This window comes from Microbispora sp. NBRC 16548 (genome assembly GCF_030268985.1).
In the GTDB taxonomy this organism is placed as follows: Bacteria; Actinomycetota; Actinomycetes; order Streptosporangiales; family Streptosporangiaceae; genus Microbispora; species Microbispora catharanthi.
The window spans coordinates 1-13318 of sequence record NZ_BSSF01000034.1; the positions used below are offsets into that span (position 1 = coordinate 1).

The 13318-nt window shown below is 67.4% G+C and carries 18 protein-coding genes and 1 pseudogene; 10 read left to right on the top strand and 9 right to left on the bottom strand.

The genetic code is table 11. The features are described 5' to 3' along the window. Positions 1–386: (Fe-S)-binding protein (locus tag QSK36_RS42005; RefSeq protein WP_285786300.1), on the top strand; the 386-nt coding region annotated here is incomplete at its 5' end. Positions 387–810: 424 nt separating this feature from the next. Here QSK36_RS42005 and QSK36_RS42010 read toward each other — a convergent pair. After that, entirely contained in the window at positions 811–1020 is a 210-nt protein-coding gene (locus QSK36_RS42010; protein ID WP_285786301.1) for a hypothetical protein, read from the bottom strand. Positions 1021–1152: 132 nt separating this feature from the next. On the opposite strand from QSK36_RS42010, the gene QSK36_RS42015 reads away from it, so the two are divergent. Then, positions 1153–1380 carry an ATP-binding protein gene (locus tag QSK36_RS42015; protein ID WP_285786302.1) on the top strand — a complete coding sequence of 76 codons (228 nt, stop codon included), beginning with the start codon at positions 1153–1155 and terminating at the stop codon, positions 1378–1380. An 82-nt stretch (positions 1381–1462) separates the two neighbouring features. Here the strand turns inward: QSK36_RS42015 and QSK36_RS42020 are convergent, their stop codons facing one another. The 3 genes from QSK36_RS42020 to QSK36_RS42030 all read right to left on the bottom strand — a co-directional run bounded on the left by QSK36_RS42020 (position 1463) and on the right by QSK36_RS42030 (position 4907). Further along, the gene (locus tag QSK36_RS42020; protein ID WP_221264253.1) at positions 1463–1945 is read right to left on the bottom strand and encodes a transposase; all 483 of its coding nucleotides are present in this window, start codon (positions 1943–1945) and stop codon (positions 1463–1465) included. Positions 1946–1999: 54 nt separating this feature from the next. After that, positions 2000–3085, bottom strand: a complete 1086-nt coding sequence (locus QSK36_RS42025) for an ISL3 family transposase (RefSeq protein WP_352241890.1) — start codon at positions 3083–3085, stop codon at positions 2000–2002. Positions 3086–3350: 265 nt separating this feature from the next. Then, positions 3351–4907, bottom strand: coding sequence for an MFS transporter (locus QSK36_RS42030; protein WP_183541585.1), 1557 nt, complete (start codon positions 4905–4907; stop codon positions 3351–3353). 81 nt (positions 4908–4988) lie between these two features. On the opposite strand from QSK36_RS42030, the gene QSK36_RS42035 reads away from it, so the two are divergent. Then, on the top strand, positions 4989–5156 hold the full coding sequence (locus QSK36_RS42035; RefSeq protein ID WP_183541587.1) for a ribbon-helix-helix domain-containing protein: 168 nt from the start codon (positions 4989–4991) through the stop codon (positions 5154–5156). A 1-nt stretch (position 5157) separates the two neighbouring features. Then, positions 5158–5502, top strand: coding sequence for a VOC family protein (locus QSK36_RS42040; RefSeq protein WP_285786303.1), 345 nt, complete (start codon positions 5158–5160; stop codon positions 5500–5502). 225 nt (positions 5503–5727) lie between these two features. On the opposite strand, the gene QSK36_RS42045 is transcribed toward QSK36_RS42040, so the two are convergent. After that, positions 5728–6384 carry a TetR/AcrR family transcriptional regulator gene (locus QSK36_RS42045; RefSeq protein WP_285786304.1) on the bottom strand — a complete coding sequence of 219 codons (657 nt, stop codon included), beginning with the start codon at positions 6382–6384 and terminating at the stop codon, positions 5728–5730. Positions 6385–6496: 112 nt separating this feature from the next. On the opposite strand from QSK36_RS42045, the gene QSK36_RS42050 reads away from it, so the two are divergent. Together QSK36_RS42050 and QSK36_RS42055 are read left to right on the top strand one after the other, a co-directional pair. Next, positions 6497–7942, top strand: coding sequence for an MFS transporter (locus QSK36_RS42050; protein WP_285786305.1), 1446 nt, complete (start codon positions 6497–6499; stop codon positions 7940–7942). 22 nt (positions 7943–7964) lie between these two features. Beyond that, entirely contained in the window at positions 7965–8129 is a 165-nt protein-coding gene (locus QSK36_RS42055; RefSeq protein ID WP_183541595.1) for a hypothetical protein, read from the top strand. 142 nt (positions 8130–8271) lie between these two features. Here QSK36_RS42055 and QSK36_RS42060 read toward each other — a convergent pair whose 3' ends face one another. Both QSK36_RS42060 and QSK36_RS42065 read right to left on the bottom strand, forming a co-directional pair. Beyond that, complete coding sequence (locus tag QSK36_RS42060; protein WP_183541597.1) at positions 8272–8445, bottom strand: hypothetical protein; 174 nt, start codon at positions 8443–8445, stop codon at positions 8272–8274. Continuing rightward, a complete protein-coding gene (locus QSK36_RS42065) occupies positions 8442–8927 on the bottom strand; it encodes a restriction endonuclease (protein WP_285786306.1) in 486 nt (161 codons plus the stop codon). The genes QSK36_RS42060 and QSK36_RS42065 overlap by 4 nt, the downstream gene beginning before the upstream one ends. Before the next feature lie 56 nt (positions 8928–8983). On the opposite strand from QSK36_RS42065, the gene QSK36_RS42070 reads away from it, so the two are divergent. Continuing rightward, on the top strand, positions 8984–9124 hold the full coding sequence (locus QSK36_RS42070) for a hypothetical protein (RefSeq protein WP_285786307.1): 141 nt from the start codon (positions 8984–8986) through the stop codon (positions 9122–9124). Here the strand turns inward: QSK36_RS42070 and QSK36_RS42075 are convergent. After that, complete coding sequence (locus QSK36_RS42075) at positions 9119–9292, bottom strand: hypothetical protein (protein ID WP_285782945.1); 174 nt, start codon at positions 9290–9292, stop codon at positions 9119–9121. The two genes, QSK36_RS42070 and QSK36_RS42075, sit on opposite strands and share 6 nt — an antisense overlap. A gap of 437 nt (positions 9293–9729) precedes the next feature. Here QSK36_RS42075 and QSK36_RS42080 point away from each other — a divergent pair, with 437 nt between their 5' ends. Next, positions 9730–9930, top strand: a complete 201-nt coding sequence (locus tag QSK36_RS42080) for a hypothetical protein (protein WP_225898609.1) — start codon at positions 9730–9732, stop codon at positions 9928–9930. Next, positions 9930–10322 (top strand): hypothetical protein, encoded by a 393-nt coding sequence (locus tag QSK36_RS42085; RefSeq protein ID WP_285786308.1) that lies wholly within the window; start codon positions 9930–9932, stop codon positions 10320–10322. The genes QSK36_RS42080 and QSK36_RS42085 overlap by 1 nt, the downstream gene beginning before the upstream one ends. An 892-nt stretch (positions 10323–11214) precedes the next feature. Here QSK36_RS42085 and QSK36_RS42090 read toward each other — a convergent pair. Beyond that, positions 11215–11871, bottom strand: a pseudogene (locus tag QSK36_RS42090) (DUF6000 family protein). 528 nt (positions 11872–12399) lie between these two features. Here QSK36_RS42090 and QSK36_RS42095 point away from each other — a divergent pair. After that, positions 12400–13014: a DNA ligase LigA-related protein gene (locus QSK36_RS42095; protein WP_285786309.1), complete on the top strand. Its 615-nt coding sequence runs from the start codon at positions 12400–12402 to the stop codon at positions 13012–13014. Positions 13015–13318 lie beyond the last annotated feature (304 nt).

Below are 13318 nucleotides of genomic sequence, written 5' to 3' on the forward strand. Positions count from 1 at the left end.
ACCACGACCCGTGCTTCCTCGGGCGGCACAACAAGGTGTACGCCCAGCCGCGCGACATCATGGCCAAGGTGCCGGGCGTCCAGGCCCAGGAGATGCACCGCTGCAAGGAACGCGGATTCTGCTGCGGCGCCGGCGGCGCGCGCATGTGGATGGAGGAGCGGATCGGAAAGCGCATCAACACCGAGCGCGTGGACGAGGCGCTGACCACCGATCCCGATACCGTCTCCACCGCCTGCCCGTTCTGCCTCGTGATGCTCGGCGACGCGATCAACGAGAAGAAGAACGCCGGTCAGGCCAAGGAGTCGCTGGAGGTCGTGGACGTCGCCCAGCTCCTCATCAAATCCATCAAGGGCGAGCCCACGCCCATGCCCTATCGCCCACTGTGACTCGACGGGCGGGGGCGTCGACCCCTGCCCGCACGAGGAAACCCTGCCGTCTGCGACGAAACCTATTCGCGGGTCTCGTCGCAGACCCTTCAGCCGACATGCCTGGTGTCGACATGTTCTTGCGAGTGCTCGCATACTCATGACTACTTGCATATGGTCTGCAACGACTGTCCGGAAATAGAGACTCATCGCGAGCTAAGGCCTCAGTTGCGCTGGTGGCCGAGGTGCGGGCGCCGCAGGGCGGTTGCGCTACCGACAGTTCCCTGTTCGGATCGGTCAAGGTCTTCAAGCTGTGCCAGGGGTAGATCGGTGCGGACAAGCGCGTCAGATGGGGTGCCTGTAGAGCGGCGGTATGGCCGGGCGGCCGCTGACTCGAACCAACTGGGGGGCGGCGCGACCGTCGTGGGAAATGGGCGGTAGCCGGTCAGCTGCCCGAGTTGCCGCCCCCAAGGGTGTTTTGAATCTCGCCCTGCTTCTGTTCCACCACTGTCTTGATCAACGTGGCCAAGCCGGCGATGATGGCCGTGATGATGACCCACTCGACGGCTGAGGCTCCACGCGTTGGGGCTGTTCGCGCACGTTGAATCCGAACACCCAGGTATGCCCGCAGGAAGATGGCCCAGGGATGGTTCACTCCGTCTCGACATCCTTCATAGCAGTGCGGGGTGGAGCAGCGTGGAGCCCACCCTCGGTTGCTGATTGCAACCGCTGATGTGCAGATTGCCGTCGACGTGAGGCTCTCTGGCATGCAGAACCAGCTTGAAATTTGGAACTCCATGCCGCAGCTTCGCGCTGTAGGAAGAGCTCGATCATGGTCACCTCGAACCTGCCCTTCGGCCAGTGGGGTGAGACCTTCTCCGACGATGTCGTCGCCTCGGCGATGATCGACCGGCTCGTTCACCACGCCGAGGTCCTCACCCTCACCGGCGACTCCTACCGCACCCGCCAACGCCGCGAGCTGCTAACCAAGGAGAACCGCGCCAACCGCGACTGAGCCAACCCCCGGGGGGTCAAAGTTCCCGGAACCGCTGGGGGTCACTATCGGCTCTGGCACTGATTTCGTGCGTTGACCCGCCTCAGTCGGCGAGGAGGACGCGTTTGCGTAGGAGGTCGGGGTTGGCTCGGCCATACATCTGCCGCTTGAGCATCTTGACGCGGTTGACGTGGCCTTCGACCTTCCCCGAGCTGTGAGGCAGGGTCAGACCGGCTTTGGCGGCGTCGAAATCGCGGCGTAGACCAGCGACGAAGGAGTGCAGTTCCGGCAGGTCATCGGCCTGAACTCGCTTCATCCACTGCTCCAGGCCGTCACCGGTGAGCCGGACCATCATGCGGGCGAAGGCGCGGACGTGCTCGCGGAGCGCGGCCAGGGCTGGACAGGCCGCGGTCAAGATCTGCAGATGCTGGTGCTCGTCGACCTCGAGGGTGTCGGGGTGGCGGAGGAACCAGCCGGCGGCCTGGCGGACGGTGGGCGGTGATGGCGGCGGCAGGGCGATGGTGGCCTGGGACCTCCATGGCCGCACGAGCTGGCGCACCATGGTGGCCTTGCCGCGGTAGCCCATGGTCGTGATCTCCTGGTAGAGCTGCTCGGCGTTGGTGTGGCCCTGCTCCCAGCGCTACCGCAGGTAGCCGGCGTACTCCTCGATCATCTTGGGGCGTTTGCCGGTGCCGTTGTGCACGAGCAACTCCTCTGGGCTGTTGGCGCGGGCGAAGCGCCGGACGGTGTTGCGGGCCAGCTTCAGCTCACGGGCGATCGCGCGCAGGTCGCGGCCTTGCGCGAGTAACTGGTGGATGAGGACGTGCCGGTGGCGGGTCCGCTCGGCCAGGCGTCCGGACCGCGGCTCGGAGCGAGTGGGCTCGCCTGCAGGCGGGACGGTGACCGGTGCTGGTGCGGGTGCCTCGTCCGGCGGGGTGACGGCCGCCAGGTCACGTAAGTGCGCGCGGTGCTTGGTGACGGTGCGCTCGACGGCGTCTCCCAGGTTGCGCCACATATGCCACCGGTCGGCGACCTGGATCGCCTGGGGGGCATCACGGGCGGCGCCATCGGCGTAGCAGCTGGCCCTGTCCCGGCAGATGATCTCCACGCCGGGACGCTCGCGCAGCCAGACGGCCAGGGCGTCGGCTGAGCGTTCGGGCAGCACGTCGACCGGCCGGCTGGCGGTGATGTCAATCAGAATCGTCCCGTAGGTGCGGCCGCGGCGCAGGGCGAAGTCGTCCACGCCCAGCACTTGGGGCCCGCCGTCGGGTGCGGGGTCGGGCAGGGATCGGATCAGCCGGATCAGCGTCATCCGGTTCACCGCGGCGGCCAGGCGGCAGGTGAGCCGGGCACCGGCCCGGCCGCCCAGGGCCAGGGCGATCGTCTGCAGCAGTGTGCGGAGCGGGATGCTGTAGCGGCCGTAGCGGACGGTCAGCCCGGGCACCTGCTCGGCGAAAGTCGTCGCGGCGCAGTCGTCGTTGCCGCACCGAAACCGCCGTACCCGCAGGTGGATCACCGTCTCCTGGCCGCCGACCGCGCTGTCGCACACCCGCCGCTCATAGCTGCTGTGCACGCGCGGGGAAACCATCCCGCACCGCGAGCACGCCGCCTGCGCGGAGCCGGTCCTGGCCCGGATCCGTACCGACCTGCCCGACCGGCACACCCCGTCTATCTGCAGGCCGGACAGGTGAGGGAAGAGAACCGAGAGCAGCTCCGAGATCGTCACCCAGCATGATCAGCAACACCGGCAGCCGAGCGCGGAGAAGATCACAGAATTAGTGCCAAAGCCAAAATTCGAGCGTCGTTGACAGTCGTGGCGCTCTGGGGGTGATCTGGCTGATGGCGCAGCTGGGCCGATAGTGAAGCTGGAGGGTGGTACCCGCCGTGCATATCGTGCGTCGGCCCCGGTTGAGGCCGGGTAGGGGCGGGCACGTCGGGCCTGCCCCTACCTTTGGCTTCAACGCCACCGCGACTGTGGGGAGTCACGGCGATTACGGTGCCTGGATTCTCTGCGGTGGGGGTTGGACTGGTTGGCCGGGGGCCTGGACCGCTTCGAAGTCTTTGCTGCGGATGAGGGCGAAGGCCAAGACGCCGCCTATGAGTGCCAAGATGCCGCCGGCGGCCAGCAAGTCGTTCAATGACGTTGCGAAACTAGCGTGGACCGCGTTGTTCACCTGGCTGCGGAGCTCCTGCGGGGCGGCGGCGACCGCCTGCCCGGGGGCGCCCTTGCGGATGGCGTCCGCGATCTGGTCGGCCTGTCTTTGGAGAGCGGGGATGCTCGCGAGCCGCTGCCATAGCGCCTCGCGCAGTGATGCTGTGAAGATCGAGCCGTACAGGGCGATGCCGACGGCGATGCCGACCTGGCGGAAGGTCTGGTTCACACCGGAGGCCATTCCGGCCCGGTATACCGGCACGACCCCTATCGCGGTCGACGCCAGCGGTGGGTTGACCATTCCGGCACCGATGCCGGTGACGATGAATCCCAGGATGAGGTGAGTCCAGTCTGAATCGGCGGTTACGCCTCTCATGAGCAACAGGCCGATGCCCACCACGACCAGTCCGGGGCCGATCAGCCACCGGGTCGGTACCCGGTTCAGCAACCGGCCTGCCGCCATGGCGGCGACGAGCGTGCAGCCGGAGCTGACCAGCAGCCGGGCACCGGTGCCCATCGCGCTGTGACCGAGACCGTTCTGCAGGTACAGCACGAGATAGATGAACATCGCGAACAACGAGGCGTTCATCGCGAATGCTGCGATCGAGCCGCCGACGAACGTCGGGGTGCGTAGCAGCGAGAGGTCGAACATCGGCTCTGGCACTCGCGACTCGACCACCGCGAACGCCGCGAGGAACAGCACCGCGAGGCCGGTACAGAGCAGTACGCCCCGCCCGCCCCATCCCATGTCGCTCGCCCTGATCAAGGCGTACACCAGGCTGAACAGTCCGGCGGTGAGCGTCACGACGCCCAGCCAGTCGATCCGGGAGGCGCGCGGCGGACGGGACTCGTCCACCAGCCGAAGCGTGATGATGATCGCGGCGATGCCGATCGGCAGGTTGACCAGGAAGATGCCGCGCCAGTTGATCCCGCTGGTGATCAAGCCGCCGAGCACCGGGCCGAGCGCGGTGGCGACGCCCGCGACGGAACCCCAGACGCCGAAGGCCACGCCGCGCTGTTTGCCCTGGAACGTGCCGGCGAGCAGCGCCAGGGAGGTGGCGAAGAGCATCGCGCCGCCGACTCCCTGAACCGCACGGGAGAGGATCAGCATCACCTGTTCCTGGGCGATGCCGCACAGCAGTGATCCCGCGGTGAAGATCGCCAGTCCGATGATGAACAGCAGTCGCCTGCCGTACTGGTCGGCCAGGGAGCCTGAGGCGAGCAGGAGTGCCGCCAGGCTCAACGCGTAAGCGTCGGTCGTCCATTGCAGGCTGCTGAAGCTCGCGTGCAGGGAGTGCTGAATGTCGGGTAGCGCGACCGCGACGATCGTGACATCGAGCAGCAACATGAACGTCGCGGCGCACACCACCATCAGCGTCCACCATTGGCGTTTCATCGTTCGGCCTCTTTCTTGATGCGCAGCTCTTCGAACCTTCAGCCGGCTGAGGCAGGGATGCTAGCATGCTAGCCTGCTAGCATGGGCGACGCGGAAGTCAAGCAATTCAACGTCTACCTGCCGGTGGACCTCATCCGGCAGGTCAAGCACCATGCCATCGAGAACGAGCTGTCGCTCTCAGCCCTGGTGGCCGAGGCGTTGCGCGCGTATCTCGGCGTCCACGACAAGGAACTTCGAAAGGAAGGCTGACATGACCACCGAGGGCATCGAAGGCGTTTACCTCGAGACCCACAACTGGGGAAAGGCGGCCAAGTTCTTGCAGGCGTTGGGCTACAACGTCGAGTTCGCGACCGAGGACGGCTCCGGGATGCTCCGCAACGGCGACGGTCCGTACCTCCTGCTCGCCGAAATTCCAGAGAACCAGAAGCCCGAGGTCCAGGTCGTGCTGCGCGTGCCGGACGCGGACGCGTTCAACGCCGAGGGGTCCGTCGAAGTGATCACGCCGTTCGAAGAGACCCACTACGGAACGCAGGAGATGAAGGTACGTGACCCCGACGGGCGCGTCTGGAGCCTGCAGGCGCCGATCAAGAAATGACCCGCGGCGGCCGCAGCCAGGTGCTTCACGGGCCACTGAGGACTGAGGACCACTCGCCGCCGTGCGGTCGCCCGTCCTCCATCCGCTTGTACGCTTCGGCGGCCGCGCTCACTGGCGGGCCCTCGATCGTGCGGGAACGAAGTCGCCCGGTACCCAGTAACCGGGTGAGCCGGGCGGGCGTCCGGTGCGCCCCGGCGCTCCAGGTGTCGCGGGCAGTGCGGTTCGTCAGGTGTCGTCGCGGTGCCGGTGCGCCCTTGGCGTCGCGCGACTGATCGCGACGAGTTCGTCGAAGTCGACCGCGGCGCCTTGCAGAAGTACGTCGACGACGTAGGCAACATGTTCGACGGGGAACCGGGACTCGCCGAACATGTTGCCCTGGAACACCACGGACGCCAGCATGTCGACAACGAGGTCGGCCTCGAGGCCGGGTCGCAGATGCCCGCGGTCGATCGCGCGCGCCACCGTGGTGGCCACCGCCTGGCGGGCAGGCTGGATGAGAGTCGAGGTCAGGTGCTGCAGAAGCCCGGGATCGGCTGAGCAGTCGGCCAGCAAGGGGGCAAGCACGCCTTGGGGTACCCGCCGCAGCAGTGCGTCGGCCAGCGACTCGAGACTGACGATGAGATCGCACCGGGTGCAGCCGGTGTCCGGTACCGGCGGCGTGACCAGCACGGTGACCAGCGCGCAGATGATCAGCTGCTGCCGCTTCGGCCAGCGTCGCAGTATGGACGGCTTGGTCGTGCCCGCCCTGGTGGCGACCGCTTCCAGACTGAAGCCCGAATAACCGCTTCCCCGCAACACCTCGAGGGTCGCCTCGAGGACGGCCTGGTCGATCGCCGGATCCCTGGGCCGACCGGTAGGGCGCTCTGGCGCGTGCGATGCCATACCGGAAAGCATACGGGCGAGTAATCGTGACTCCAGTCACAATGATCCATGACGTATTTACGATACGATCCGTAAAGTAACGAAACTCCCTCCGAGGATGTGCAATCGGCTGATGACCCAGATTCGAGAAGAAGCGGATTCCCCCGTCGCCCGCGAGTCCGGCAGTTGGACGATGCTGCTGAAACCACCGCACCTGGCCGTGACGACCGTGCTCGCAGGGGGCACCGCTCTGCATGCGATCAACATCTACCTGGTCACCGCGATGCTGCCGTCGGTCGTGGCAGACGTCGGCGGTCTTCGCTTCTACGCGTGGAACACGACGTTGTTCATGTTCGCGTCCGTAGTGATGTCCGCGCTGGTGCCGAAGTGCCTGGCCTCGCTTGGTCCACGTAACTCCTACCGGCTTGCGTTGGCCGCGTTCGCCGTCGGCACTCTCGCGTGCGCGGTGGCTCCCAACATGGCCGTGCTGCTCGTCGGCCGTACCGTGCAAGGTGTCGGCGGCGGGCTGCTGGTCGGCCTGTCCTACGCGATGATCAGCGCGACCCTGCCCACTCCACTGTGGACTCGTGCGGCAGGGATCCTGTCCGCGATGTGGGGCGTCGGCACGCTCGTCGGCCCCGCACTCGGCGGCGCCTTCGCCCAGTGGGGACAGTGGCGGATCGCCTTCCTGCTCCTCGTGCCCTTCGCCATCGCGGTGGCCCTGCTGCTTCGCTCGACGATGCCGGGCACCCGGGCCGACAACGAAACCGCACCAGTGGCGTACGCGAACCTCACCCTTGTCGCCGCCGCAGTGCTGGCAGTGAGCGCGACGAGCCTGTCCCGCCAGGCTCTGGTCAACTTCGGCGGACTCGTTGCCGCTGCGCTGCTGCTCGGGCTGTCCATCCACCGCGAGCGGACCCGGCCCCGGCGGCTGCTGCCCCCGACGGCCTTCACGCCCGGCTCGCCGCTGCGACCGCTGTACGCGACGCTCACGGTTTTGGTCATCGCCAGCGCAACCGAGATCTTCGTGCCGTTCTACGGCCAGGAGTTGGGCGGCGCAGCGCCACTGGCCGCGGGCTTCCTGGGGGCGGCGATCGCGGCGGGCTGGACGGTCGGCTCGATGGCCAGCGCGGTGTGGACGGAGAAGGCGCGACTCGTTGTCGGTATCGCACCGATGGTCAGCGCCGTCGGACTGACCGGCATGGCTCTGATGTCGTGGCCGTCGGCCTCGCTCGTGACGGTCCTCCTTTGGGCGGTGCTGCTGTTCGTCGCGGGCAGCGGAGTGGGCATCGCGTGGCCGCACATGAGCGCGGCCGCCATGATCGTCGGTGAGACCCCACAGGAGAAGAACACCGCCGCCTCGTCCATTACGACCGTCCAACTGGTGGCCACGTCGCTGGGCGCAGCTCTGGCCGGAACGGTCACCAACCTGACTGGAATCGGCGGAGACGCGACCGAGATCGGTCATTCCGCACAGTGGTTGTACGGGACGTTCGCCGTAATTGTCCTCTCTGGAGCGTTGTTCGCGCACCGCGTCATCGGGGAGCGCACCAGCAAGCACACGAAAGCCGAGTCATGATGTGCCCGGCGGTGTTCTCCGCGTGCCGACCGCGACCTCCCTTCCTGACGGCACCAAGATCGACGGTACGCGCGAGGTCCGCCCGGACGACCCGGAATACCCACAGTGGTTGCCCTATGCCCAGCGGGAAGCTGAGCTGTGGCAGGGAGACGAGGCTGAGCAGGACCAGCGCATTCTGGCACGCTGACGGGGCCGGGAAAGCGCCTGAACCAGTGGGTCGGTGGCGTGACCAGAGGCCACGTAGGCTGCCGACTTCGCACGCGCCCCTTGCCCCTGCCCATTTGCGCTCCGCCCTGCTCGCCACCCGATCGTCGCAGGCCGGCGGAGGGCTACTTTGCGCGCTTCGAGTTCCCCTTGGACTTGTCGGCCGCCGACTGCGCCCTCTGCTTGAACCCGCTCGTGGCGCTCTTGCGGTGCGGGTTCTTGTCGGCGCTCCGCTGGATGCGCCGGGCGTCCTCGGGCGTCATCCTCCGACTCGTGGAGTCGCCGTCGTTCGTGCTCACGTGACCTCCTGCGAATCTGTTTCCAGAAGTGACGGGCTGCGGTGGCAGGTGAATGAGGTGTGGCGCAGGCGCTGCCGTCGCCGCAGCGGGGTGGTCATCCTCGACAGACGCTGGAGAGACTCACTGTCTGCGGCCCAGCGGGCGAGGTCCTGCCGGCTGATGAGGTGGATCCGGAACTCGGCGGCGTTCTCCCGAGGCCCCCGTGTGAAGGAACCGTTGGTGGCGATCACGGCGACGTCGGCGCCATGAGCGGGTCCCCCGGCCCCGTTCACCTGGTAGACGACGCCTGCTCCGACCTTGCCACCGGTCGTGGTGTGCGTGCACTGCACGACGATGCGGTGGCCGTGCGCGTCGAGGGCGACGTCGGCCGCCATGTATCCCCGGCGGCCGATGTGCCTGGCGTTCGTGCCGACGCGCGGCATGAGATCGCGTACGGCGAACTCGAAAGCATGCGGGCTCTGCGACAGGTGCGGGCCGATCACCAGGCCAAGCGGGCGCGGGAACGGCGGGCCTGCCTGCCACTGACGAGAGGGAGGCGGTGACGGTCGGTCAGTGGCGCTTCGCCGGGAGCGGCTACCGGAACGGCGAACACCTGTGGGCCGAGATGATTCGGCAACGCATCGCCACCGCTCGCCGGATCGCTCGTAAGCGGGAGCGGCAGGAGTTCGCCCCGTCATGACCTATAGCGGACCGGCAGGTTCTGTCCGACGGTGCAGATGGTTGGTTGCCTCCAGCAGACGCCGTTCTGCACGTCGAACGAACCCTCGTTGGTGAATGCCTGCTGGGACGCTCCCTGGACGAAGGTGGGAGCGACAGTGCCGGTGACGCTCTGGTTGAACCTACCCATGCCGGATCGGCCCTGGCCCCCGCCGGCTCGTCCCCCTCTGATCACCTGACCTCCGCCTCCGCCGGGGCGGGGGTGGTGATGTGCTTCGAGCACCGCGTGGTGGGCAGCGACGCGGGCGTTCGACGGCTGCGCGGCGGAAATCCCTGCCGCCGTGATCACAAGCGTGGTCAGGGCCAGCCGCCGGGTCGTCAGGAGCACGGCGTGGCGCGAATTCCGTGCAGCGTAGCGGTACAACTTGGTAGCACCTTCTTCTTCAGTGACGGGCGTTCGCCGTCGCTTGTCCGGTTCTGCCGGGATGTGCGCCTCATACCCCCGGGGAAAGGCCCACGGCCGGAGCTAAGCAAGATCGGTGCACGTCATTACTGGTCCCTTGGCGGCAGGCGTTCGTCTGACCCGATCGACGGGGCGATCTGCTGTGTACGGGGTCGCTGGCACGGGTGTTCGACGGGCCGGCCACCCGTCCATTCGATCCGACCGCGCCGGCGGTCGCCATCGACATCTCCCGGATCGGCGTGGCCGGCGACAAGCTGCTCGCCGCGGCGATGCTGTCCACCTGGGCGTACTCCTTCGCCAGCGTCGACGCCTGCGCCGTGATGAGCGAGCTCGGCCTGGCCCGCGCCGCTCCTGGCTGGGTGTGATGGACGAGCTGTGGCGGGTGCTGCGCGGCGCACCCGGCCTGGTCGAATACGCCAATGTCCTGACGCGGCTGAACCCGGCCAAGGGCATGGCGTCGGTGACGGTGACACGTTCACTGTCGGACCTGGACGCGCTGACCACGGAGGAGGACAGGGCCAAGGCCCGCCGTTTCGGCGACCGTTCGGCCATCACTGTGCTGGCCGGCCTGCCGCCGCGCGAGCTCGCCCGGGTCAGTGAGGTCACACCGCTCACAGGTCCCGGAGGCCGAGCTGGTCGCCTCCTGGTCGGCACCGATCTTCTGGCAACCGGGAGCCAGGCATCCTGGGCGCGGCAAGTACCTGATCAAAACGGTCGAGCGGCTCGGCATTCCGGTCGAGCTGTCTCTGGTCGGTGAGGAATATCGTTTGTATGACACTGACCCGCAGTTCGGCCCAGTTTCTGGATGGTTGTCCGGACCAATGCGCAGAACCGGTGGATCGAATTGGGGTGGCGTACCGTCCCGAGTAATCGATTCGAGGGGCACTGAGTGGGTCGATGTTGGCGCGTCGGCTGGGAGGGCACACGCATGAGCACCGTGGTCAATACTGCTGGCTTGATGACGTTCAATGCCCAACAGCGCTGGCGCTCGGTTGAACGCGCCTCGTCTGGTGGCTCTCCTGCGCGCCGGAGCCCACTTCGAACGCGCCGCCCTTGTCGAACGTCACGAGGTCAGCACAGCGTGACCGGTCGTATCCAACACCCACTGCTCTTCCTCGACGTCGACGGGCCGCTTCTCCCGTTCGGTGAGGACCCGCAACGCGCACCGAGGGGTCTGACACCGGACTCGCGCTTGGCGCGGCTCAGCTTCGAGGTGGGAAGTCGGCTGGCAGTGCTGCCCTGCGAACTCGTCTGGGCGACGACCTGGGAAGAGGAGGCGAACGCCGAGATAGCACCCCGAATCGGGCTGCGCGGTTGCCCGTTGTGAGCTGGCCGGAGCCGGCCGACCAGCACAAACGTGAGGACCAATGGTTCGGGCTCTGCTGGAAGACCCGGACCCTGGTGAACTGGGCGGGCGGACGCCCGTTCGCCTGGGTCGACGATGAGATCACCGACGCCGACAGGGAGTGGGTCTCCACTCACCATGGCGGTCAGGCTCTCCCCCACCGCGTGGAGTCATACCGGGGACTCACCGACGAAGACTTCGCAGCCCTCGATCGATGGTTCCGAGCCTTGTAATCACCACCTTGAGCGGACTCCGGCAATTGCCCTGGTCCGGAACCCTGCGAAGATGGCCGGTGAAGCGGCGGTCACGCCTCGGAGTTCCTGGAACCGGGCCTGCCATAGCCGGCAGTGTTGCCGAGAGCGCGGGCGGTGTCGCAGAGGTCGCTGATCGCCTGGTGGTAGACGGCGGGGTCCAGGCGGGAGAACGCGGAGGCCTGCCACAGGCCGGTGGTGAGGAATCGGTCGGCGTGGTGGGTGCCGAGGCGGTCGTCCAGGTGAAGGAGCGCGCCGATGGCCCAGTGCTGGTCGTAGTAGCACTCGGTTCTGGGCAGGTAGCGGTCGAGGTAGCTGATAAGGATCTCGGCGTCGTGGGATCGCCCGAAGTTGGCGAGGGCGAAGCAGTAGCCCTGGCCTGCGTAGCAGACCTCGCTGTTGATAAGAAGCTCGCCAAGGGTCTGGCGGAAGTGAACCCGGCGGTCCAAGCCGATCAGCTATGCCGGAGTAAGGCGGGGCCGCCAGTCGCGGCGCAGGAGTTCGTTGAGGTCCTCGTCGCTGATGTGACGCGCGTCGCCGGCGAGGGCGGCCTTGAACCGATCACTGAGCGTGGGGAGCTTCCCGCCGAGAAGCTTGAGGGAGCGGGGCTCGTCGCGATCCCAGACGACGTAACGCTGAACGATGTCGACGGCCGTGGGCGTGATGCCGGCTTCCGAACTCTCGGAGCCGTTGTCCCGGGCGGTGCTCATGCTGGCATTCTCGTCCCCGGCGCGGGACGGGGGCGAGCCGGTTGTGCGGGGTACTGACCCGGATTCGGCCGACTCGTGAAGCGGCCGAGTCTCTGTGTCGAAGCGCAGTGCGGTCGGGCTGATCGCGGCCTGCCGATGAAGGCGCCGTACGCGGGTGGGGCCGGTTAGGAGGGAAGGCGCTGCGCCAGCGCGTGTCGCAGGGCGGCTTGCTTGACAGCCGAAAGGCAGTATGCGGACACTCTCTGCGTCGCGCTCTCTGGGGTGCGGAAGTGACGCCGGGAACCCCCCGATGGAATCGGGAGCCCGGCGTTTGCGTCTTCACCGTCGCCTTCTCCTGCTTCAGGAAAGTGACACGCTGGGGCCCGCTCTGCTTGTCCTTCAAACGAGCACGAATGTCTTCGTGCAGAGCGGCCTCATGGGGGGCTTCTGGGCGCTGATGGCGGGTGGGACGCGGCGCGCGCGGACTGGTCGTGGGATGCGAGGCAGAGGCGTCGGACGTCTTTGTCGGACCCCCGGCACGATGGCCGCATGACTGAAGCGCCCCCGATCGACGCGATCCCCGACGAGACCGCCTACGCCGAGGCGGTCCAGCTGGCGGCCGACGCCGCCGCGGCCTACTACGGTGACGGCACCTCCCCCCTGGACGATGACGCCTACGACAGGCTCGTCCGTGGCATCGCGGCCTACGAGAAGGCCCACCCCGATCAAGTGCTGGAGGCCTCGCCGACGGGCAAGGTCGCCGGAGTCGTGGGTGATGTCCCGCACACCGTGCCCATGCTCAGCTTGGACAACGTGTTCGGGCCTGAGGAGCTGGCCGGCTGGACCGCCTCGCTGGAACGCCGCCTCGGCCGTCCGGTAACCGCATGGTCCGTGGAGCCGAGGGTTGTATCCGTCTTGTCTGCGGCTGGTGACGCCGTCGACACCCCGGCAGACGTGCTGTCTTGGCTACGCCGTGGGCAGCAGGCGGTGGTGCTGCTGATGACGCAGTCCGAGAGGGACTGGGAGCTTCTTCTCGAACAGTTGCAGGGTGCGTCGATGACGCATGGTTTGATCGCCGTGATCGACGAGGAGTCCGCGCCGCTGGGCGTTCGTGCAATGCGCTCCGGCGCACGGTCGAGGCGACGATCGAAGGACAGGCCGTGATGCCGGCCGCTGTCGCCGCCGCTCTCGCCACCGCGACGTATCCGAGCGGCACCACCTCGCGGTTTCTCACCCCCGAACAGCTGTCTTGGCTGAAGCAACTGGCGGACGGCACAACGGTGGCCCAGCTCGCGAGCCGGGCCGGCTACTCGGAACGCGCGATGTTTCGGCATTTGCAGTCGCTGTACAAGGAGATGGGCGTACGCACGCGCATGCAGGCGATCATGCGGGCGCCGGCTTCGGCGACCACACGGGCAGCACGCTCGCCGGCGCCACCCGCACCGATGGTGACGCGGTCACCGCGGCT

What these genes read in the sequence shown, in the direction of transcription:
- QSK36_RS42020 (WP_221264253.1), bottom strand. Translation starts at nt 1,945, where the DNA reads ATGGGCTACCGCGGCAAGGCCACCATGGTGCGCCAGCTCGTGCGGCCA.
- QSK36_RS42030 (WP_183541585.1), bottom strand. Translation starts at nt 4,907, where the DNA reads ATGAAACGCCAATGGTGGACGCTGATGGTGGTGTGCGCCGCGACGTTC.
- QSK36_RS42035 (WP_183541587.1), top strand. Translation starts at nt 4,989, where the DNA reads ATGGGCGACGCGGAAGTCAAGCAATTCAACGTCTACCTGCCGGTGGAC.
- QSK36_RS42040 (WP_285786303.1), top strand. Translation starts at nt 5,158, where the DNA reads ATGACCACCGAGGGCATCGAAGGCGTTTACCTCGAGACCCACAACTGG.
- QSK36_RS42045 (WP_285786304.1), bottom strand. Translation starts at nt 6,384, where the DNA reads ATGGCATCGCACGCGCCAGAGCGCCCTACCGGTCGGCCCAGGGATCCG.
- QSK36_RS42050 (WP_285786305.1), top strand. Translation starts at nt 6,497, where the DNA reads ATGACCCAGATTCGAGAAGAAGCGGATTCCCCCGTCGCCCGCGAGTCC.
- QSK36_RS42075 (WP_285782945.1), bottom strand. Translation starts at nt 9,292, where the DNA reads ATGGGTAGGTTCAACCAGAGCGTCACCGGCACTGTCGCTCCCACCTTC.
- QSK36_RS42085 (WP_285786308.1), top strand. Translation starts at nt 9,930, where the DNA reads ATGGACGAGCTGTGGCGGGTGCTGCGCGGCGCACCCGGCCTGGTCGAA.
- QSK36_RS42095 (WP_285786309.1), top strand. Translation starts at nt 12,400, where the DNA reads ATGACTGAAGCGCCCCCGATCGACGCGATCCCCGACGAGACCGCCTAC.